This window comes from Knoellia sp. AC549 (assembly GCF_979258975.1).
On sequence record NZ_OZ409890.1, the window covers coordinates 153,177 to 173,349 of the forward strand.

Here is a 20,173-nt window from a genome sequence, read left to right on the forward strand (position 1 = left end):
GGGTGGGAGGATGACGCCAATGACTTCGCACCCGTTGGCGCAGCGCGCCCTGTCCTCCGTCACGACGGACGCCGACGAGTTGTATGCCGTGTTCTCGGCCTGGGCGGTCGAGTCCGGGATCGAGCTCTATCCGCACCAGGACGAGGCCGTGATCGAGGTCGTGTCGGGGCGGCACGTCGTGCTGGCGACGCCGACCGGTTCCGGCAAGTCGCTCGTGGGCGTGGCCGCGCACTTCGCTGCCCTGTCGGGGGACCGCGTCAGCTTCTACACCGCGCCCATCAAGGCCCTGGTCAACGAGAAGTTCTTCGCGCTGTGCGACGTGTTCGGCGCCGAGAACGTGGGTCTGCTGACCGGCGACGCGGCGGTCAACGCCGACGCACCCATCATCTGCTGCACGGCCGAGGTGCTCGCCAACATCGCCCTGCGAGAAGGCAGCTCGGCCGATGTGGGGCTCGTCGTCATGGACGAGTTCCACTACTACGCCGACGGCCAGCGCGGCTGGGCCTGGCAGGTGCCGCTGCTCGAGCTGCCGCAGGCCCAGTTCCTCCTCATGTCGGCGACGCTCGGCGAGATGACGCAGATCCGCGAGGACCTGGTGCGGCGCACCGGGCGGGAGGTCGCGGTCGTGACGACGGCAGAGCGCCCCGTGCCGCTGTCCTTCACCTGGTCGCTCACCCCGCTCCCCGAGATGGTCGAGGAGATCGTCACGACGCACCAGGCGCCGGTCTACGTGGTGCACCCGACCCAGCAGCTGGCGGCGGAGCACGCTGCATCGTTGACGACGCTCAAGCTGCTCACCTCGGAGGAGAAGCTGGCGATCGCCGAACGACTGGCGCCGGTCCGCTTCGCGGCCGGTTTCGGCAAGACCCTGTCGGCGTTGCTGCGCAAGGGGATTGGTGTGCACCATGCCGGGCTCCTCCCCCGCTACCGGCGCATCGTCGAGCAGCTGGCGCAGGCCGGCCTGCTCAAGGTCATCGCCGGGACCGACACCCTGGGCGTCGGCATCAACGTGCCGATCCGGACGGTGCTCTTCACCGGGCTGGCCAAGTTCGACGGACAGCGTGACCGCGTCTTCCGATCGCGGGAGTTCCACCAGATCGCTGGTCGTGCCGGGCGCGCGGGCTACGACACGAGCGGCTCGGTCATCGTCCAGGCGCCGCCGCACATCATCGAGAACGAGCGCAACATCGCCAAGGCCGGCGACGACCCCAAGAAGCTGCGCAAGGTCCAGCGCCGCAAGCCGCCGGAGGGCTCGATCGTGTGGACCGAGCAGACCTTCGACAAGCTGGTGTCGAGCGAGCCCGAGGCCCTCACCTCCAAGATGCGCATCGACAACTCGATGATCCTCGCGCTCATGGCCCGCCCCGGAGACCCGGTCGCGGCCCTGAGCCGGCTCGTGCGCGACAACCACGAGAGCCTCCCCGGTCAGGCGCGGCTGGCCCGCCGGGCCATCCGGCTGGGTCGCTCCCTGCTGGACTCCGGCGTCGTCGTCCGGCTGCCGGAGCCCGCGGCCGACGGCCGCACGGTCGAGCTCACCGTCGACCTGCCCGCCGACTTCGCCCTCAACCAGCCTTTGGCCCACTTCGCCCTCGCCGTGCTGGACCTCCTCGACGCCGACTCCCCCACCCACGCCCTCGACGTGGTGTCGGTCGTCGAGTCCGTGCTCGACTCACCGCGGCCCGTGCTGCGCGCCCAGCAGTGGAGCGCTCGGGGCGAACGCATCGCCGAGCTCAAGTCCGAGGGGGTCGACTACGACGAGCGGACGGCGATCGTCGAGGAGATCACCTGGCCGCGCCCGCTCCTGGAGCTGCTCGAGCCGGCCTACGAGACCTACCGGCAGACGCACCCGTGGCTCCCCGACGAGGCCCTCGACCCCAAGAGCATCGTCCGTGAGATGTGGGAGCAGGCCATGAGCTTCGGCGACCTCATCCGCCGCTACGGGCTGACCCGGTCCGAGGGGGTGGTGCTGCGCTACCTGTCCGACGCCTACCGGACCCTGCGCCAGACCGTCCCGGAGGCGCACCGCGGCGAGGAGCTCGACACCCTCATCGAGTGGCTCGGTGAGACGATCCGACAGACCGACTCCTCGCTCATCGACGAATGGGCCGCGCTCACCGATCCCGAGTCGGTGCGCAACGCCGCGGCCACCCACGGCGAAGCCCCGCCGCCTCCACGCCCGATCACGGCCAACGAGAGGGCCTTCCGTGCGATGGTCCGACAGGCGATGTGGCGCAGGGTCGAGCTGGCCGATCGTGACAACGTCAACGCGTTGGCCCAGCTGGAGACGGCGGCCGCTGCCATCCCGGAGGACGGGCGCAGCGCGGTGATGACGTATGCCGCCTGGGACGAAGCGCTCGCTGCCTACTGGGACGAGCACGGGTCGATCGGCCTCGACGGTGACGCCCGCAGCCCTCAGCTCCTCCAGGTCGAGCCGGACAAGGCTGAGGTCCCCGGACTGGAGGACGACGAGGAGCACCGCATCTGGCGCGTCCGCCAGGTCCTCGCCGACCCCGCTGACGACCGGGACTGGGTCATCGAGGCCATCGCCGACCTCGACGCCAGTGACGCCGCCGGCGAGCTCGTCATGACCGCCACCGCCCTCCGCCGCCTCTGACACCCCGGCCACGACCGAGCCCCGGGCCCACGATCACCTGACCACCGAAACCCTCGAGAGCCGCTTGGAGATGCAGATGCAGACCAGTCGATTCCGTCACGCAGGCATGACCGTCACCGACCACGAGGTCGAGGTACCCCTGGTGCACGACGAGCCGGACGGCGCGACCATCTCCGTCTTCGCGCGCGAGGTCGTCGCTGCCGACCGGGCCGATCTCGACCAGCCGTGGCTGCTCTTCCTGCAGGGAGGTCCCGGCGGCAAGGGTCCGCGCCCGGCCGGCCCGGCGGCGTGGCTCAGCCGCGCCCTGAAGGACCACCGGGTGCTCCTGCTGGACCAGCGCGGCACCGGTCGCTCTGCCCCGATCACGCGCCAGACCCTTCCCCTGGTGGGTGGGCCCGAGCTCCAGGCCGACCACCTCGCCCACTTCCGCGCCGACTCGATCGTCGCGGACGCCGAGGTCCTGCGACGCCAGCTCGTCGGCGAGGAGTCGGCCTGGCACGTCCTCGGCCAGAGCTACGGAGGCTTCTGCGCCCTCACCTACCTGTCCCAGGCACCAGAGTTCCTTGCATCGGTCGCCATCACCGGTGGCCTCCCTCCCCTGACGGCGCCCGCGGAGGAGGTCTACCGCATCACCTACGACCGGGTGGCCGAGAAGAACGCGAAGTTCTTCGACACCTTCCCGCAGGACCGCGACCGGGTCACGGCCGTCGTCCAGCACCTGCGCACCCATGACGTGCGCCTGCCGACCGGCGAGCAGCTCTCCCCCGAGCGCTTCCTCACCATCGGGGTCGAGCTCGGCGCGACCAGCGGCTTCGACCCCCTCCACTACCTCCTCGACGAGGCGTTCGTCCCGGGCAGCGAGAACCCTGTCCTCTCCGACACCTTCCTCGCCGGAGTCCATGCCGTCGTCTCCTACGCCACCCACCCGCTCTTCCCCGTCATGCACGAGCCGAGCTACGGGCAGGGCGAGGCAACACGGTGGGCGGCCGAGCGGGTCCGACGTGAACGCCCCGACTTCGACCCGCACCTGGACGAGCCCCTGCTCACCGGGGAGATGACCTACCCCTTCCAGCTCCGCCAGGACCCGGCCCTCGCCGACCTCGCCGACGCTGCCGACCTCCTCGCCGAGCGCTCCGACTGGCCGGCGCTCTATGACCTCGAGGCGCTCGCCACCAACGACGTGCCCGTCGCCGCCGCGATCTACCACGACGACATGTACGTCGTGCGCGAGCACAGCCTCGCGACGGCTCGGCGCGTCCGCGGCCTGCGCACGTGGGTCACCAACGAGTTCGAGCACGACGGCCTCCGTCAGAGCGCGGACGTCCTCGACCGCCTCCTCGCCATGAACGCGGGCCGCCTCTGACCCCCACTCACGGAGCACTGCCGATTCGCCGCAGTCCCATCCGCAGTTCGCGCGCAGAGCGCACTCACTGCTCCCGCCAGGCCCAGCCAGCGGCGAATCGGCAGTGCTCCGTTCGCTCCTGGTCCGGTCCGCCGCTTAGTTGCGGGGGTCGGGGTGCAGCACGCGGTCGTCCAGGCGGCGGGTCATCGTGATGTCGTCGCGCTCGTCGCCCGGGGCGACGCGGATGGCGCCCAGCACGCGGCCGCTCTCGTGGTAGCCGCAGGCTTCATAGAAGCGCGACGTGCCGGTGCCGCTGCGCACGCCGAGCGAGAGGATCTCGACGCCGAGGTTGCGGGCCACGCGGTGGGTCCCGGCCATGAGGAGGCGGCCGAGGTTGCGACCGCGGGCCGTGGGGTCGGTCATGACGGTGTAGACCCAGCGCGTGTGTGAGAGAAGGGGGTTCGGGCCCTCGGACAGGAACGCCAGGCCCAGGACGCGGTCGTCGGCTGCTGAGCGTTGGACGACGGCGACCCTCATCCCGGACTCCATGTCCCTCTCGGCCGCTGACAGGCGGGCGTCGACGTCCGCGCGGGACGCCCCCGCTGTGAAGCCGACAGCTCCCCCGGCGTCGTTGGTGCGCAGCCACAGGTCGAGGATCTGCTCGCGGGTGGCCTCTTCGAACGACCCCACGGCCTCGACGCTCGGCGCCTCGAAGACCGTCGACGGCGGTTCGTCCGGCAGGTCGTCGCGGAGCACGCGCGTCCCCACCCGCTCGAAGCCGGCGCCGAGGGCGGTCCGCACCGAAGGGGTGTTGACCTCCTTGACCAGGGCTCGCACGGCCAGCCGAGGCAGGAACTCGACCGCGTGGGCGGCGGAGGTCCGGGACATCTCCTTGCCGAGCCCGCGACCCTGGTGCTCGAAGCCGAGCCGGTAGTAGAGGTTGAGGAAGTGCGCGTCTCGGTCGACCTCCCTGAGTCCGCACACCCCCACGACGTCGCCGGACCCATGAGCGCTCGCCACCCAGACCCCGAACCCGCGGTCGTCCCAGTGCTGGCGGGTCGCCTCGAAGAACTCCTCGGCAGCCTCGTCGCTCTCCGCCATGGCGTGCGGGGCGTGCCAGTAGGTCCGCGGGTCCCGGTGCAGCGACACCCAGGCGTCGCGGTCACCGGCGACAGGGGGGCGCAGCGTCAGGCGAGCGGTCTCGACGACGGGAGCAGGCGGCATACGGACATCTTATTGCAAAGAATTCGCAACAAGCACTCAGGCGCGGTATGCCGTGAGCTCGGCGGCGAGATCCGCGTTCACCCTTGCGGTGACGTGCGTTCCTTCGCCCACGTGCTCGCTCGCGAGGACCTCGCCCTCCTCGTGGAGACGGCTGACGAGGTCGCCCCGGTCGTAGGGCACGAGGACGTCGACACTGATGTCGGGTTGCGGCAGCTCGTCGGCGATGAGCGCGCGCAGGGCGTCCAGGCCCTCGCCGGTGCGCGCCGAGACGACGATGACGTGCTTCTCCTGGCGCAGCAGCCGGTCGATCACCTCGGTGTCGGCGATGTCGGCCTTGTTGACGACGATGACCTCCTTGACGTCGGTCGCGTCGACGTCGGCGAGCACGGCGCGAACCGCCGAGATCTGGCCCTCGGGGTCGGGGTGCGAGCCGTCCACGACGTGGAGCAGCAGGTCGGACTCGGCCACCTCCTCCAGCGTGGAGCGGAAGGCCTCGACGAGCTGGTGCGGCAGCTGCCGCACGAAGCCGACCGTGTCGGTGAAGGTGAACTCGCGACCATCGGGCGTCTCGCTGCGACGCACCGTCGGGTCGAGGGTGGCGAAGAGCTGGTTCTGCACGAGGACGCCGGCACCGGTCAGCCGGTTGAGGATCGAGGACTTGCCGGCGTTGGTGTAGCCGGCGATCGCGACGCTGGGGATGGCGTTGGCCCGGCGGCTGCCGCGCTTGGTGTCACGGTGGGTCTTCATGCCCGCGATGTCGCGGTTGAGCTTGGCGACACGGGTGTTGATGCGTCGACGGTCGAGCTCGATCTTGGTCTCACCCGGTCCACGCGAGCCCATGCCCTGACCACCGGCGGCCTGTCCCCCGGCCTGGCGGGACATCGACTCACCCCAACCACGCAGGCGCGGCAGGAGGTACTGGAGCTGGGCGAGCTCGACCTGGGCCTTGCCCTCACGGCTCTTGGCGTGCTGGGCGAAGATGTCGAGGATCAGGGCGGTGCGGTCGATGACCTTGACCTTGACGACGTCCTCGAGGGCACGCCGCTGGCTGGGCGCGAGCTCGCTGTCGCAGATGACCGTGTCGGCGCCCTCGGCGATGACGATCTCGCGCAGCTCCTCGGCCTTGCCCTTGCCGAGATAGGTCGCGGTGTCGGGCTTCTGACGGCGCTGCATGACCCCCTCGAGCACCTCGGCCCCGGCGGTCTCGGCGAGCGCCGCGAGCTCGCGCATGGAGTTCTCGGCATCGAGCAGGGTCCCCTCGGACCAGACGCTGGCCAGGACGACGCGCTCGAGCCGGAGCTGGCGGTACTCGACCTCGCTGATGTCCTCGAGCTCGGTGGAGAGGCCTGCGACACGGCGCAGGGCCGCCCGCTCCTCACGCTCGAGCTGGTCGCCGTCATAGAGGGCAGAGGGTGCGGCCTCGTCGCTGTCGCCCTCGACCAAGAACCCGTCTTCGTCGAAAGCATCGTCGGAGAGGGCGTCGGCCTGGCCCGTGAAGAGGTGATGTCTCGCAGTCATGTTGCGTCTAGGGTCTCATCTATGACCGACTCGGGGCCAACGGATTCGGGGGACCACTACTTCACCGCCTCCCCCGCGAGCCCGGACGAGCGCCGCCCGCTCACCGTCAGCCTCGCCGGCCGGACGCTCACCGTCGAGGTCGCGCCCGGCATCTTCAGCCCCGGTGGGCTCGACAAGGGCACGGCCGTCCTCCTCGACGAGGCGCCCGACCCGCCGCCCTCCGGACGGTTCCTCGACCTGGGCTGCGGCTGGGGTCCGATCGCCCTCACCCTCGGGCTGCTCTCGGAGCACGCGGAGGTGCTCGGCGTCGACGTCAACGAGCGCAGCGTCGAGCTGACCAACCGCAACGCGGCCGCCCTGGGACTCGACCACGTCCGCGCGGCGACGCCGGACGAGGTCGCCAGCGACGCGGCATACGACCTCATCTGGTCCAACCCGCCGATCCGCATCGGCAAGGCCGCACTCCATGACCTGCTGCGGCGGTGGCTGCCGAGCCTGGCACCCGGTGGGACGGCATACCTCGTCGTGCAGCGGAACCTCGGCTCCGACAGCCTGCAGCGCTGGATCGAGTCGGACCTGCGTATGCCGTGTGCCCGCTTTGCATCCAACAAGGGCTTCCGCGTCCTTCAGGTCGACAAGAACTGATGCCTTGTGTGCCTCAGAACGGTCCATACCCGTTCCTGAGGCACACAAGGCGTGGGTTCTCAGTTCTGCGGGTCGACCACCATGGCCGAACCTCCACCACGGCGCGTGGGCTCGGCGGCTGCCGTCCACAGTGACGGCGACAGGCTGCGGATGGCCGTGCCGTTGCCGATGACCGGACGGTCGCGCAGCACGTGACCCTTGGCCCTCAGCTCGGCACCGATGTCGGTGGCGAAGATGGCTCGTTCGGCCTCCTCCGCGCCGTTGCGCGAGGAGAGGCGCGGTGCTGCGACGGCGTCACCGACGCTGAGGTCACGGTCGAGCACGCCGGCGATGATCTGGGCCACCGTCGTGATGATCGTCGCTCCGCCGGGGCTGCCGGCGGTGAGGTAGGGACGGCCGTCCTTGAGGACGATCGACGGGCTCATCGAGCTGCGCGGCCGCTTGCCCGCATCCGGGAGGTTGGGGTCCGGGACGCCGGGCGTCGTCGGTGCGAAGTTGAAGTCCGTCAGCTCGTTGTTGAGCAGGAATCCCCAGCCCGGGACGACGATGCCGGAGCCGCCGTACTGCTCGATGGTCAGGGTGTAGGTGACGACGTCGCCCCACTTGTCGGTGACGGTGAGCGAGGTCGTGGACCCGCCGTCGCCGGGCAGCAGCGAGGTGCCGGAGCCTGCGCACGCCCCGGCATAGCTGCCGTCGGGTGAGCCGAACGGCACGGGACGCGCCTGCGCCTTGGCAGGGTCGAAGAGGCAGGAGCGCTCGTCGGCGAACTCCTGCGAGGTCAGCTCAGCGGTCGGGACGCCGGGGACGTCGCCGACGTAGCGGTTGCGGTCGGCGAACGCCATGGCCGAGGCCTCGCTGAACCAGTGGAGGTACTCCGCCTCGGAGAGGTCCTTGACCTGCCTGCTCGTCCGCTCCTCGAAGGACTCGAGCAGGTTGAGGATCTCGGAGACCGCGATGCCACCGCTGCTCGGGGTGTCCATGCCGTAGACGTCGAAGCCCTTGTGCTCGGAGTGCGTCGGGGCCTTGCGGTTGACCTTGTATGCCGCGAGGTCGGCTGCCGTGAGCTGCCCCTTCGGGACCGTCACGCCCGGCGCCGTCGTGGGGTCCTGGACCTCCTTGACGAGGTCCGCTCCCATGCGGCCGGTGTGGAGTGAGGCGATGCCGTGGGTGCGCAGCTCGCGGTAGGCCTTGGCGAGGTCGGGGTTGCGCTGCACGCCCCCGACCGGGACGGGTGCGCCGCCTGGCAGGTAGATCTCCGCCGTCGCCGGGAACATCGAGAACCGCTTGGCGTTGTCGACCGTGTCCTGGTGGAAGGTCTGGTCTACGACGAACCCCTTGCGGGCGATCTCCTCGGCCGGCTTGAGCACCTTGTTGAGGCTCATCGTCCCGTAGGACCTCAGCGCCGCGTCCCAGGTGGCCGCCGTGCCCGGCGTGCCCACGGACAGACCGGAGTTCACGACCGTGTTGAAGTCCATCGGCGTGCCGTCGGGGTTGAGGAAGACCTTCTCGTGGAACGTCGCCGGCGCCGTCTCGCGCCCGTCCAGCGTGGTGACCTTCCTGGTCTGCCCGTCGTAGTGCACGAAGAACCCGCCACCACCGATGCCCGACGAGTACGGCTCGACCGTCGCGATCGCCGCCGCCGTGGCCACCGCGGCATCCGCAGCCGTGCCACCCTTCTCGAGGATGTCGATGCCGACCTGCGAGGCGATGGGGTCGACCGAGGCCACGGCTCCCCCACCACCCGTCATCACCGGAACCTTGGGGAGCTCATGCCCAACGGGCGGCGGCCCACCTCGAGTCGGGTTTGGGGCGGCGGTAGCTGGCACGGCAAGCGCAGCAGCAACACCACCCGCAGCAACGAGGGCGAGGACAGTCGTGGGAGTTCTCATGCTCCGACGCTACGACCGACCCGCCAGTACCGCATCCCCAACAGGTCGCGCCGGGTCGCCCGACCTTGCGCAGGACTGTGCGCGCTCAGTCGCCCTTCGGGCTTCGCGCGCCACGTCCCTCTACCGCCGCACCTTCACCTGATGGGCGCGCTACGCCCTTCGGTCGAACGCACGCACAGCCCTGCGCTACGGTCGGTCGGCCCGTCGGTCAGTCGGCGGTGGCGCTCAGAGGGCGGAGAGGTCGATCGTGCCGTCGGCGACGAGGGCGGCGGGGCCTGCGAGCTCGACCTCGTGGTCGGGCAGTCCTCGGACCCGGAGGCGACCTCCGGGGACGTCGACCGTCCAGTCCTGGGCGGGCTCGGCGTGGCCGGACCAGAAGCTCGTGGCGAGGGCCGCCGCGCACACACCGGTGCCGCAGGAGCGGGTCTCGCCGACGCCACGCTCGTGGACGCGCATGGCGATGTGCGCCGACCCGACCACGCGGACGAACTCGATGTTGGTGCCGTGGGGCGGGACCGGCCGCACCTCGGGAGCGTGGAACAGGTCGAGCGTGGCCAGGTCGACGGACTCGGGCAGGGCGACGACCGTGTGCGGGTTGCCCAGGTCGACGGAGAGCGCCGACCACGGGTCCTCGGCCAGCGGGCGGTCGCGCAGCAGCACCATGGAGTCGAAGCCGTCGGCCTCCGCCTTGGTGGCGTCGAGGAAGCGCCATGGCCCCATGTTGGTGGCGATCACCGCGCTGTCACCACTGCCCTCGAACCTGATGCCCTTGGTGCCGCCGCGCGTCGCGATCTCGAACTCGTCGGCCGTCTCGAGACCTTCACGACGTAGGTATGCCGCGAAGACCCGCGTGCCGTTGCCGCACATCTCCGCGACCGAGCCGTCTGCGTTGCGGTAGTCCATGAACCACGAGGCCCGGTCGGCCTGGGCCCGCACGGCCTCCTCGGTCGACGAGGCGGTCGGGACGACGCGGATGACACCGTCGCCGCCGATGCCCGCCCGCCGGTCGGCCAGACGGCGCACCAGGTCGGCATCGAGGTCCAGGCGCGCGTCGACGTCGGGCAGCAGCACGAAGTCGTTCTCGGTGCCATGCCCCTTGGTGAAGCGCTGTGCGGTCATGTCAGCCATTGTCGGCGATGGCCCGCTCGACGTGCGCCACGGCATCGTCGACGCCGGTCGCGGTCCCGGGGTCGAACCAGTCGATCCTCGGGTCAGGTCGGAACCAGGACTCCTGACGGCGCGCGTAGCGGCGGGTCAGCTGGGCGGTCTCGGCCCGGGCCGCCGTCTCGGTCATCGTGCCGTCGATCTGGGCCAACGCCTGCGTATACCCCAGAGCTCGGGATGCTGTGCGACCTTCGCGGATCCCCTGTGGCACAAGGCCTTTGACCTCATCGATGAGACCCGACGCCCACATCTGCGCGACCCGCTCCACGATGCGCTCGTCGAGCAGCTCCCGTGGCGGGCGAAGGCCCACCATCACGGTCGGGTGCAGGTGACGTCGGTCGGGCATCGATGCGCTGAACGGGCGACCGGTGAGCTCGATGACCTCCAGGGCGCGGACGAGCCGCCGCACGTTGTGGCGACCGATCCTCCGGGCCGCAGCGGGATCGCGTTCGGACAACGCGGCATACGTCGCTGCGGCGCCCCGAGCCTCCGCCTCTGCCTCGAGGCGGGCCCGCACGTCCGGGTCGGTGGGTGGGATGTCGAGGTGGTCGAGCGCCGCGCGGACGTAGAGCCCGGATCCGCCCGCGACGACGGGATGCAGGCCGCGGTCGCGGATGTCGTCGATCGACTCGCGCGCCTCACGCTGGTAGCGCGCGATGGTCGCGTCGTCCATGACGTCGAGGACGTCGATCTGGTGGTGCGGCACCCCCCGGCGCTCGGCGACCGGCAGCTTGGCCGTGCCGATGTCCATGCCGCGATAGAGCTGCATGGCATCGGCGCTGACGACCTCACCACCCACGTTCTCGGCGATGCGCAGGGCGAGCTCGGACTTCCCACTGGCCGTCGGGCCGACGACCGCGATGACGAGCGGGTCGTCAGCGGGCAACTTCGTCCTCGGACCGGGCGTGGCCCTCCGCGTGCCCACCGCCTTCGGCGTAGTTGTCGAACTCGGCTGTGTCCTCATCGTCCACGTCGTCGTGGCCGAAGGGGTCACGGTCCCGCCCGGGCATCCAGGTCAGGCCCGGCTTCCCCCACTCGTTCGCCCGGACCGCCTTCTTGGCCTTGCGAGCCCACTTGCCCTGCAGCCGGTCGACGTAGAGGAAGCCGTTGAGGTGGTCGTACTCGTGCTGGAACATGCGCGCGAACCAGCCCGTCGCGGCATACGAGACCTCGTTGCCGTCGAGGTCGAGGCCGGTGAGCGTGGCGGTCTCGCCACGACGCAGCGGGAACGACTCACCGGGCACGGAGAGACAGCCCTCGGACTCGTCGCTCGGGCTCGGGTCGCCGGCCACCGGCTTGCTCGCCGTGACGAACGGGTTGATGACGACCCCGCGGGGCGGGACACCGTCGGAGTTGTCCATCTGCCAGGTGAAGATGCGCAGGCCCACCCCGACCTGCGGCGCGGCCAGGCCGACACCGCGTGCCGCGTCCATCGTCTCGAACATGTCGGCCACGAGCTCGCGGATGGCGTCGTCGATGACCTCGACGGGTTCGGCGCGCCGGTGGAGCACCGGCTCGCCCGTGATGGTGATGGCGCGGATCGTCATGCAGTCATTGTCGCAAACCACGAGGACGTGATCCGACCCACGGCCTGCCCAACGCCCCGGTGGTCCGACCCGGCTGTCGCCGTCTCCATCCGTGCGGGGACATGTCCGGTATGCCGGTCAGGTGCCGCAGGCGGGCACGCTCGCCGGCGCGGTCGCCGGCTTCCCGATCGACGGCATCCCGAGGCTGACCCCGGGCTTGCCCGGGACGGGTGCGTCCTGGAGGGCTGCCCACGCGTTGCCACCGGCGGTGCGGCGCACGGCATACGTCCCGCCGTGCAGGGCACCGTCGGCGACGAGGTGGTGCGGTGCTCCGTAGGTGACGTCGACACTCACCACGTCGCCGGGCCGCGGGACCTCGCCTCCGCTGGGGATCGAGAAGTGGACGAGCCGGTTGTCGCGGGCGCGGCCGCTCATCCGCGCGGTCTGGCTGTCCTTGCGGCCCTCCGACGGCGCGACGAGGACCTCGACGGTGCGGCCCTCGACGGCCCGGTTCTCCGACCAGGACATCTCGTCCTGGAGCCGGACCAGTCGCTCGAACCGTTCCTGGACCACGGCCTTGGGGACCTGGTCGGCCATCGTGGCTGCAGGCGTGCCCGCGCGGATGGAGTACTGGAAGGTGAAGGCGCTCGAGAACCTCGACTGCTCGACGACGCGCAGGGTCTGCGCGAAGTCGGCCTCCGTCTCGCCCGGGAAGCCCACGATGATGTCGGTCGTGATCGCGGCGTCCGGGATCTGCTCGCGGACGCGGTCGATGATCCCGAGGAACTTCGCGCTGCGGTAGGAGCGCCGCATGTCCTTGAGCACCTTGTCGGACCCGGACTGCAGCGGCATGTGCAGGCTCGGCATGACGTTGGGTGTCTCCGCCATCGCGGTGATGACGTCGTCGGTGAACGCCGCCGGGTGGGGGCTGGTGAAGCGGACCCGCTCCAGGCCCTCGATCTCCCCGCACGCCCGCAGCAGCTTGCCGAAGGCGAGCCGGTCGCCGAACTCCACCCCATAGGTGTTGACGTTCTGGCCGAGCAGCGTCACCTCGACGACGCCCTGGTCGACGAGGGCCTGGACCTCGGCGAGAATCTCGCCGGGGCGGCGGTCGGCCTCCTTGCCGCGCAGGCTCGGCACGATGCAGAACGTGCAGGTGTTGTTGCAGCCGACCGAGATCGAGACCCATGCGGCATACGCAGAGTCTCGTCGGGTCGGAAGCGTCGAGGGGAAGCGCTCGAGGGACTCGAGGATCTCGACCTCTGCACGCTTGTTGTGGCGCGCCCGGTCCAGCAGCGCCGGGAGGCTGCCGATGTTGTGGGTCCCGAAGACGACGTCGACCCAGGGCGCCCGCTGGACGATGGTGGCGCGGTCCTTCTGGGCCATGCAGCCACCGACGGCGATCTGCATGTCGGGGTTGAGCTTCTTGGCCTGACGCAGCTGGCCGAGGTTGCCATAGAGCTTGTTGTCGGCGTTCTCGCGTACCGCGCAGGTGTTGAAGACGACGACGTCGGCCGCGTCGGGCCGCTCGTCCAGACCGACGCTGGCGACGTCGACATAGCCCGCTGTCTCGAGGAGGCCGGCCAGGCGCTCCGAGTCGTGGACGTTCATCTGGCAGCCGTGCGTGCGCACGTCGTAGGTCTTCAGCTCACTCATCGCCCCCCAAGGGTACGTGCTCGCCGGCGACGGATCCCGTCACACCTCGACGCCCCACAGGGCGGCCACGTGCCTGACGTCCGTGCCGCAACAGCCACCGACGATGTCGAGGCGTGGCAGCCGGGCTGCGAGCTGCGCGTGGTCCCGAACCAGATCGGGCAGGTCGCCCTCGTCGAGCTGGGCCGCGTCGTCGAGCTCGGCGTGCGACTGCCGCGAGGCGTTGACGCGTAGACCGGTGATGTGGGTAGTCCAGCTGCCGTCGGCCCGCAGCGCTGCCGCGATGTGGCTGGGGTGGGCGCAGTTGAGCAGGAGACCGTCCGGCGGGGCCTGCTGCCGCAAGGACTCGACCGCCTCCCCGAGGGGTGTCCCGTCAGGCAGCCTCCCGTCGGTCTCCACCGTGAACGAGATCGCGACCTCGACGCCCGCGGCTCGGGCCGCCAGCACCACGCCGACCGCCTCGGCCACCGTCGTGAGTGTGTATGCCGTGACCCGCGCCGCCCCGCTCTCGGCGAACGCCGCCATCTGGGCGCTGTGGTATTCAGCGAACTCCTCGGCACTGGTGAGGTCTCCGGGCACGTAGCCGTCGCCCCGAGGCCCGAGCACCCCGCAGACGCGGACGTCCGGGCCGTGCCCCGTGCCGTCGAACCCCTCGGCGCCCCCCGGGGAGACCCCGTCGGCGACCAGGCTCTCGGCGAGACCGGCCAGGAAGAGCACGCTCTCGAGGTTGATCCGGCGGACATCGCTGCGGGAGCCACCGAGTGCTCGGACCCAGTCGGGACTGGCCCGCCAGGTGGGCGTCTCGAGGAGGAGTCCGGCGCCCGCCCGGCTGGCCACCCGGGCAAAGCCGGTGTAGTAGCTCGCGAGCAGCGCTCGACCTTCGGCCCTGTCCAGCAGCGGGTAGGCCGCGAAGCCCGGCAGGTCCATGCCGCGGTGGAAGATCAGGTCGGTCTCGAGCCCACCGTCGGTGACCCATCTGGGTCGGGTCGTCCGCCGATCGGAGGGGGTCACGCTGCGTGCCACGTCGAACATCACCGAACCGCCCTTCCCGCGCACCGGACCTCAACCGTTGCCGATGTGCGGAGCGGACGCCAGAGCCCGGCTGGGTCAGTCCCGCTGGTGCTCAGGGGTCATGGCGATCGCCTCTCGGATCACCCGCATGGACACGTCGGACGGGTATCCCTTGCGCGCGAGCATGCCGGCGAGCCTGCGTTGCTGCACCACGGCATCGAGGCCGTGGAGTCGCCGCAACCGCTTCTCGACGAGCTCGCGGGCCCGGTCCTCCTCCGCTGCGGGGTCGACCTCGTCCAGGACGGACTCGGCGACGTCGTCGGCGACGCCCTTCTGCCGCAGCGTCTGGGCCAGGGCTCGCCGCGCGAGCCCCCGACCGGCCTGCTGGGACCTGACGAGCATGCCGGCATAGGCCTCGTCGTCGACGAGGCCGACCTCCTCCAGGCGATCGAGCACGGCGGCCGCCACCGCCGGGTCGCAGTCCCGCTTGGCCAGGGCCTGCTCGAGCTGGGCTCGGGACTTCGGAGAGTTCGTCAGCTGTCGCAGGACGATCTGGCGCGCGACGTCATGGGCATCGGGCTCGACGCCCTCGACAGCCACATCAGGGGGCGGTGGGGGGGTGGGCTTCCGGCGACCTGCACCGGCCGCCGACCTCGCCGTGAGCCTTGCCTCCAGCGCGCGAGCCGCGTCGCGCACGGGAGATGGGTCGCCATTCCCTGAATGCCCGGGCGCGGGAGGACGCACCTCCACCCACGGGGGCGGAGGTGCGTCCGAGTCAGCGAATCCCACTGTGACAGAACCGGTTCGAGGCGATCAGGTGCGTGCGGCGACTCAGAAGTCGACCGGCACCTCGGGGACCACTTCGAGCGGCGTGTCGACCTGAGGGCCGATGCCGAGCTTCTGTTTGATCTTCTTCTCGAGCTCGTCGGAGAGGTCCGGGTTGTCCTTGAGGAACGAACGCGCGTTCTCCTTGCCCTGGCCGAGCTGGTCGCCCTCGTAGGTGTACCAGGCGCCGGCCTTGCGGACGAAGCCGTGCTCGACCCCCATGTCGATGAGGCCACCCTCGCGGGAGATGCCCTGCCCGTAGAGGATGTCGAACTCGGCCTGCTTGAACGGCGGGGCGACCTTGTTCTTGACGACCTTGATGCGGGTGCGGTTGCCGACCGGGTCGGTGCCGTCCTTGAGGGTCTCGATGCGGCGCACGTCGAGGCGGACCGAGGCGTAGAACTTGAGCGCCTTGCCACCGGTCGTCGTCTCGGGCGAGCCGAACATGACGCCGATCTTCTCGCGGAGCTGGTTGATGAAGATCGCGGTCGTCCCGGTGTTGCTGAGCGCACCGGTGATCTTGCGCAGTGCCTGGCTCATGAGGCGGGCCTGGAGACCGACGTGGCTGTCACCCATCTCGCCCTCGATCTCGGCTCGCGGCACGAGGGCGGCGACGGAGTCGATGACGATGATGTCGAGGGCACCGGACCGGATGAGCATGTCGGCGATCTCGAGCGCCTGCTCCCCCGTGTCGGGCTGCGACACGAGCAGGTTGTCGGTGTCGACACCGAGCTTCGCTGCGTACTCGGGGTCGAGGGCGTGCTCGGCGTCGATGAACGCCGCGATGCCACCCGCGCGCTGGGCGCTGGCCACGGCGTGGAGGGCGACCGTGGTCTTGCCCGAGCTCTCTGGGCCGTAGATCTCGACGACACGGCCACGTGGGAGCCCGCCGATGCCGAGCGCCACGTCGAGCGCGATCGACCCGGTGGGGATGACCTCGATCGGGGCCCGCACGTCGTCGCCCAGACGCATGATCGCGCCCTTGCCGTGCTGCTTCTCGATCTGGCCGAGGACCATGCCGAGGGACTTGTCGCGGTCGTTCGCGTTCCTGACGGCTGCTGCTGCCATGTCGCACCTGCTCTTCCTGTGTCGTTCGATGTGCGCGTCCGCCGGCGACCCGTCTCGCGGTCGGTCTCGTCGCGATCTCGGGTCAGACGCTAGGTCGTCGCACCGACAACCGTCTGCAGCTGCCGTGAAGCTGTGGACAGATGCCGCCGGTCCGGCGACCTGTGGACAACAGTAGACGAACACGTGTTCGACGCAGGGAGGCGCGTCCGCGACACGCCGCGCGCTCAGCTGCTTGCTGCCTCACGACGCATCGGCACGTGCGGGATGCCGTCCTCGTCCGCGTACTCGGCGCCGGTCACGACGAAGCCGAACGCGGCATACCAGTCCCTCAGCTGCGTCTGCGCGTCCAGGACGATCGTGCGGTCCGACCCCGTCGCGACCACTTCTCGCATCATCGCGGCCGCCAGGCCGCGGCCCCGGGCCGACCGAGCCGTCGCCACCCGGCCGACGCGCCACACGTCGCCGTCGTCGAGCACCCGCAGGGTGGCGACCGGCACACCCGCGGCGTCGGCACACCAGAGGTGCCACGACCCCGGCTCCGTGTCACGGCCGTCGAGGTCGAGATAGGCCGCGCCCTGCTCGACGACGAACACCTCGGAGCGCAGCGCCCAGAGCCGGTAGGCCACGACCGGGTCGAGCTCGGTGAAGCGCTGGCGACGAATCTGCACGGGCGACGGGTCCACGCGGCCAGCCTAGGCAACTGGCAGACTCCTGCGCCGTGACGATCATTGCGGCAGCGGACGGCTCGGCCCTGGGCAACCCCGGACCCGCGGGGTGGGGCTGGTTCGTCGACGAGGACCACTGGGCCTGTGGCGGTTGGCCGCACGGCACCAACAACCAGGGTGAGCTGACCGCCGTCCTCAACCTGCTCGAGCAGACCGCCGGCGTGGACGACGAGCTCGTCATCTACTGCGACAGCACCTATGTCATCAAGTCCATAACCCAGTGGATGCCCGGCTGGAAGCGCAAGGGCTGGAAGAAGGGCGACGGCAAGCCCGTCATGAACGTCGAGATCATGCAGGCACTCGACCGCGCGATGGCCGGTCGCGACGTGCGCTTCGAGTGGATCAAGGGCCACTCCGGCCACGCGCTCAACGAGGAGGCGGACCGCCTCGCGAACGGTGCCGCGACGGCATACCAGAAGGGCAGGGCTCCCGACCCCGGCCCCGGGTGGTCCGGACGGGGCACCGCCGCGCCCGAGCGCTCCGACCCTGCAGCTGCTCCCTCGGCGGCGCCTCAGGCACCCGAGCCGGACCTCTTCTCGGAGCTGGTCGACGCCCCGGTGCTCTCGGACGCCGAGCACGTCATCGCCCTCGAACGACAGCTCCTCGAGGACGACACCCGCTCCGACAGCGCCGCCGTCGCCGCACTCCTCCACCCGCAGTGGTCCGAGATCGGCCGCTCGGGCCGCCTCTGGACGCGTGAGGAGATCCTCGACGAGATCGCCCCCCTCGCGGAGCCGGTCACCCTCGACGTCATCGCCTGTATGCCGGTCGGTCCCGACACGCTGCTCCTCACCTGGCGCGCGGTGCGCGACACGGAGACGACCCTGCGCTCCTCCCTCTGGGTCCGGACCAGCGGCCACTGGCAGCAGCTGTTCCACCAGGGCACGCCGGAGGGCTGAACCGGGCCTTCCGACGCGCGCCGCAGCTCAACCCGACTTTGTGCCGCTCGACCCGAGGTGCCACCTCGGGTCGAGCGGACCTTTATCGGGTGACCCGATAATGCGGCGGGGGGTGAGGTGCGCGGGTCAGACGCGCGACTGCAGGTGCGCGACGATCTCGCTCGCCGGGCCCTGCCGCGCGCTGCGGTGCCCGGTCCCGGCCCACAGGTGCACGAGGTCGGGCTGGCCGGTCGCCTTGCCGTGGGCGCGCAGGGGCGCCGTGAGGTGGTGGACCTGGGGGTAGGCCGCGGGCGCGACCTCGGTGAAGACCTCGGTCCACGAGGTGACCAGGGCCCGGGCGCTGCGCCCCGTGAAGGCACGCGTCACGACCGTGTCAGCGCGGCGGGCCAGCTCGTGACGGTGCACGTCGACCGTGCCTGCCTCGTCGGCACGGAGGAAGGCCGTCCCGCTGGCAACGGCATGGGCACCGGCCGCGAGGAGGCCGGCGAGGTGCGCCGGGTCGGCGACACCCCCGGACGCGATGACCGGCAGGGAGGTGAGTGACCGGATGCTCTGCAGGAGCATCCGGGTGGGGGCCTGGTGGTGGCCGCTGTCGACCGGGCCGCCACGGTGCCCACCGGCCTCCCAGCCCTGCGCCACGATGCCGTCGACGCCGAGCTCGTCGGCCCAGGCCGTCTCGCTCGCGTCGTTGACGGTGACCCACACCTCGATCCCAGCCCCTCGCAGGCGGTCGACGACGTGGGCGGGTGGCCACGCGAAGGCGAACGACACCACGGCCGGGCGTTCGGCGAGGAGCACCTCGATCTTGGCATCGAAGGAGTCGTCGTCGTGGATGGCGTCGCCGAGGGGGATGCCCGCCTTGTCCGCGAGCGGCTGGAGCCGGTTGGCGTACTCCAGCACCCGGGCGGCGCTCCCCGGCTCGTAGGGGCTGGGTGCAAAGAGGTTGACCCCGAACGCCGCACCACCGACGGCCGCGCGCAGCAGCACGATGTCGTCACGGAGCCGGTCAGGTGGGAGGTAGGCGCCGGCGAGGAAGGCGAACCCTCCCGCCGAGGTCACCGCAGCGGCGAGGTCGACCGTGCTCGGCCCTCCCGCCATCGGCGCGAGCACCAACCCTCGATCGAGCAGCGTCACCGGTCAGCCGCGTCGCGGTGCGTCGACCCGACCCAGCCGACGCTCCGGCGGCACGTCCATGTCGTCGCACAGCGCCAGCCAGACGAGTCGAGGGTGCATGCCCTCCTCGAGGGCCTGGGTAACGCTGCGACCGCCGAGGACGCCGAGGACGTGGTCGCGCGCCAGCGTGGGCGCGTAGGTCTCGCCGAACTCGTCGTTCATCAGCGTCCAGAATTGACTGATCCGCATGTCCGCGAGTCTGTCACACGGCATGCTGGCGACCAGGCCCCTGCGACCCGGACGCACGGCCCTCGTGCTCATCCAGCGATCACAGAGATTCCTTTGTAAGGTCAACGCCATGCCAGTTCCTCTTGAGCCCGACCCCCGTCGGGACGTCGTCCTCGATGCGACGACGCTCAAGGCGCTGACGCACCCCCTCCGACCACGCATCCTCAGCGCCCTCCGCCTCCACGGACCGGCCACCGCCTCCCGTCTGGCCGCCCACCTCGGGGTCAACACGGGAGCCACGAGCTACCACGTGCGACAGCTCGCCGAGGCCGGCTTCGTCGTCGAGGCCAGCGAGCTCGGCAACGCCCGGGACCGGTGGTGGCGCGCTGCCCACGCCCGCACCTACTTCGACACGCACGACGCCGACAAGGTGACGTCTGCGGCATACCTGTCCGCCGTGGCGGCCGGCTACGCCGAGAACGCCCAGCGCGCCATCGCCGAGATCGCCACCCTGCCGACGGAGTGGGAGGACGCCGGTACGTTCAGCAACTACACCCTGCGGCTCACGCCGGAGGAGACGGACTCGCTGATGCGCGACGTCATCAGTGTGATCCGCGGCTACCGACCGCACCAGGGGACGGTGGACGCACCCGACACGGCACGCCCGGTGTCGGTCAACCTGGAGGTCTTCCTCGCCCCCGGGATGTCACCGGAGTGAGCCTGCACGCG

Annotated in this window: 17 protein-coding genes and 1 pseudogene; 5 read left to right on the plus strand and 13 right to left on the minus strand. The window is 70.7% G+C overall.

Features of this window, described 5'->3' with window-relative positions:
* Positions 1-19 precede the first annotated feature (19 nt).
* Positions 20-2,614 carry a DEAD/DEAH box helicase gene (locus ACZZ98_RS00755; protein ID WP_463514498.1) on the plus strand — a complete coding sequence of 865 codons (2,595 nt, stop codon included), beginning with the start codon at positions 20-22 and terminating at the stop codon, positions 2,612-2,614.
* Between the two features lie 76 nt (positions 2,615-2,690).
* The gene (locus ACZZ98_RS00760) at positions 2,691-3,977 is read left to right on the plus strand and encodes an alpha/beta fold hydrolase (RefSeq protein WP_463514499.1); all 1,287 of its coding nucleotides are present in this window, start codon (positions 2,691-2,693) and stop codon (positions 3,975-3,977) included.
* Positions 3,978-4,112: 135 nt separating this feature from the next.
* On the opposite strand, the gene ACZZ98_RS00765 is transcribed toward ACZZ98_RS00760, so the two are convergent.
* Both ACZZ98_RS00765 and hflX read right to left on the minus strand, forming a co-directional pair.
* Positions 4,113-5,180 carry a GNAT family N-acetyltransferase gene (locus tag ACZZ98_RS00765; RefSeq protein WP_463514500.1) on the minus strand — a complete coding sequence of 356 codons (1,068 nt, stop codon included), beginning with the start codon at positions 5,178-5,180 and terminating at the stop codon, positions 4,113-4,115.
* 36 nt (positions 5,181-5,216) lie between these two features.
* Positions 5,217-6,698: a GTPase HflX gene (gene hflX, locus ACZZ98_RS00770; RefSeq protein WP_463514501.1), complete on the minus strand. Its 1,482-nt coding sequence runs from the start codon at positions 6,696-6,698 to the stop codon at positions 5,217-5,219.
* A 21-nt stretch (positions 6,699-6,719) separates the two neighbouring features.
* Between hflX and ACZZ98_RS00775 the strand changes: the two genes are divergently transcribed.
* Positions 6,720-7,343, plus strand: a complete 624-nt coding sequence (locus ACZZ98_RS00775; protein WP_463514502.1) for a class I SAM-dependent methyltransferase — start codon at positions 6,720-6,722, stop codon at positions 7,341-7,343.
* 59 nt (positions 7,344-7,402) lie between these two features.
* Here ACZZ98_RS00775 and ggt read toward each other — a convergent pair whose 3' ends face one another.
* The 9 genes and pseudogenes from ggt to ACZZ98_RS00820 all read right to left on the minus strand — a co-directional run bounded on the left by ggt (position 7,403) and on the right by ACZZ98_RS00820 (position 17,162).
* Positions 7,403-9,091 (minus strand): gamma-glutamyltransferase, encoded by a 1,689-nt coding sequence (ggt, locus tag ACZZ98_RS00780; protein ID WP_463514503.1) that lies wholly within the window; start codon positions 9,089-9,091, stop codon positions 7,403-7,405.
* Between the two features lie 366 nt (positions 9,092-9,457).
* On the minus strand, positions 9,458-10,360 hold the full coding sequence (gene dapF / locus ACZZ98_RS00785) for a diaminopimelate epimerase (RefSeq protein WP_463514504.1): 903 nt from the start codon (positions 10,358-10,360) through the stop codon (positions 9,458-9,460).
* Entirely contained in the window at positions 10,353-11,282 is a 930-nt protein-coding gene (gene miaA / locus ACZZ98_RS00790; RefSeq protein ID WP_463514505.1) for a tRNA (adenosine(37)-N6)-dimethylallyltransferase MiaA, read from the minus strand. The genes dapF and miaA overlap by 8 nt, the downstream gene beginning before the upstream one ends.
* Positions 11,272-11,943: a peptide deformylase gene (gene def, locus ACZZ98_RS00795; protein WP_463514506.1), complete on the minus strand. Its 672-nt coding sequence runs from the start codon at positions 11,941-11,943 to the stop codon at positions 11,272-11,274. The genes miaA and def overlap by 11 nt, the downstream gene beginning before the upstream one ends.
* A 117-nt stretch (positions 11,944-12,060) precedes the next feature.
* Positions 12,061-13,578, minus strand: a complete 1,518-nt coding sequence (gene miaB, locus ACZZ98_RS00800) for a tRNA (N6-isopentenyl adenosine(37)-C2)-methylthiotransferase MiaB (protein WP_463514507.1) — start codon at positions 13,576-13,578, stop codon at positions 12,061-12,063.
* Between the two features lie 39 nt (positions 13,579-13,617).
* Positions 13,618-14,607 (minus strand): homocysteine S-methyltransferase family protein, encoded by a 990-nt coding sequence (locus tag ACZZ98_RS00805; protein WP_463517699.1) that lies wholly within the window; start codon positions 14,605-14,607, stop codon positions 13,618-13,620.
* A gap of 75 nt (positions 14,608-14,682) precedes the next feature.
* The gene (locus ACZZ98_RS00810; RefSeq protein WP_463514508.1) at positions 14,683-15,186 is read right to left on the minus strand and encodes a regulatory protein RecX; all 504 of its coding nucleotides are present in this window, start codon (positions 15,184-15,186) and stop codon (positions 14,683-14,685) included.
* A 288-nt stretch (positions 15,187-15,474) separates the two neighbouring features.
* A pseudogene (recA, locus tag ACZZ98_RS00815) lies at positions 15,475-16,479 on the minus strand (recombinase RecA); the annotation flags it as partial.
* A 224-nt stretch (positions 16,480-16,703) separates the two neighbouring features.
* The gene (locus ACZZ98_RS00820) at positions 16,704-17,162 is read right to left on the minus strand and encodes a GNAT family N-acetyltransferase (protein ID WP_463514509.1); all 459 of its coding nucleotides are present in this window, start codon (positions 17,160-17,162) and stop codon (positions 16,704-16,706) included.
* A 35-nt stretch (positions 17,163-17,197) separates the two neighbouring features.
* On the opposite strand from ACZZ98_RS00820, the gene ACZZ98_RS00825 reads away from it, so the two are divergent.
* Complete coding sequence (locus ACZZ98_RS00825) at positions 17,198-18,103, plus strand: RNase H family protein (protein ID WP_463514510.1); 906 nt, start codon at positions 17,198-17,200, stop codon at positions 18,101-18,103.
* 126 nt (positions 18,104-18,229) lie between these two features.
* Here the strand turns inward: ACZZ98_RS00825 and ACZZ98_RS00830 are convergent, their stop codons facing one another.
* Together ACZZ98_RS00830 and ACZZ98_RS00835 are read right to left on the minus strand one after the other, a co-directional pair.
* A complete protein-coding gene (locus ACZZ98_RS00830; RefSeq protein ID WP_463514511.1) occupies positions 18,230-19,237 on the minus strand; it encodes a nitronate monooxygenase in 1,008 nt (335 codons plus the stop codon).
* A gap of 3 nt (positions 19,238-19,240) precedes the next feature.
* A complete protein-coding gene (locus tag ACZZ98_RS00835; protein ID WP_380085060.1) occupies positions 19,241-19,465 on the minus strand; it encodes a DUF3046 domain-containing protein in 225 nt (74 codons plus the stop codon).
* 109 nt (positions 19,466-19,574) lie between these two features.
* Between ACZZ98_RS00835 and ACZZ98_RS00840 the strand changes: the two genes are divergently transcribed.
* Positions 19,575-20,162, plus strand: coding sequence for a helix-turn-helix domain-containing protein (locus ACZZ98_RS00840; RefSeq protein ID WP_463514512.1), 588 nt, complete (start codon positions 19,575-19,577; stop codon positions 20,160-20,162).
* Positions 20,163-20,173: the final 11 nt, after the last annotated feature.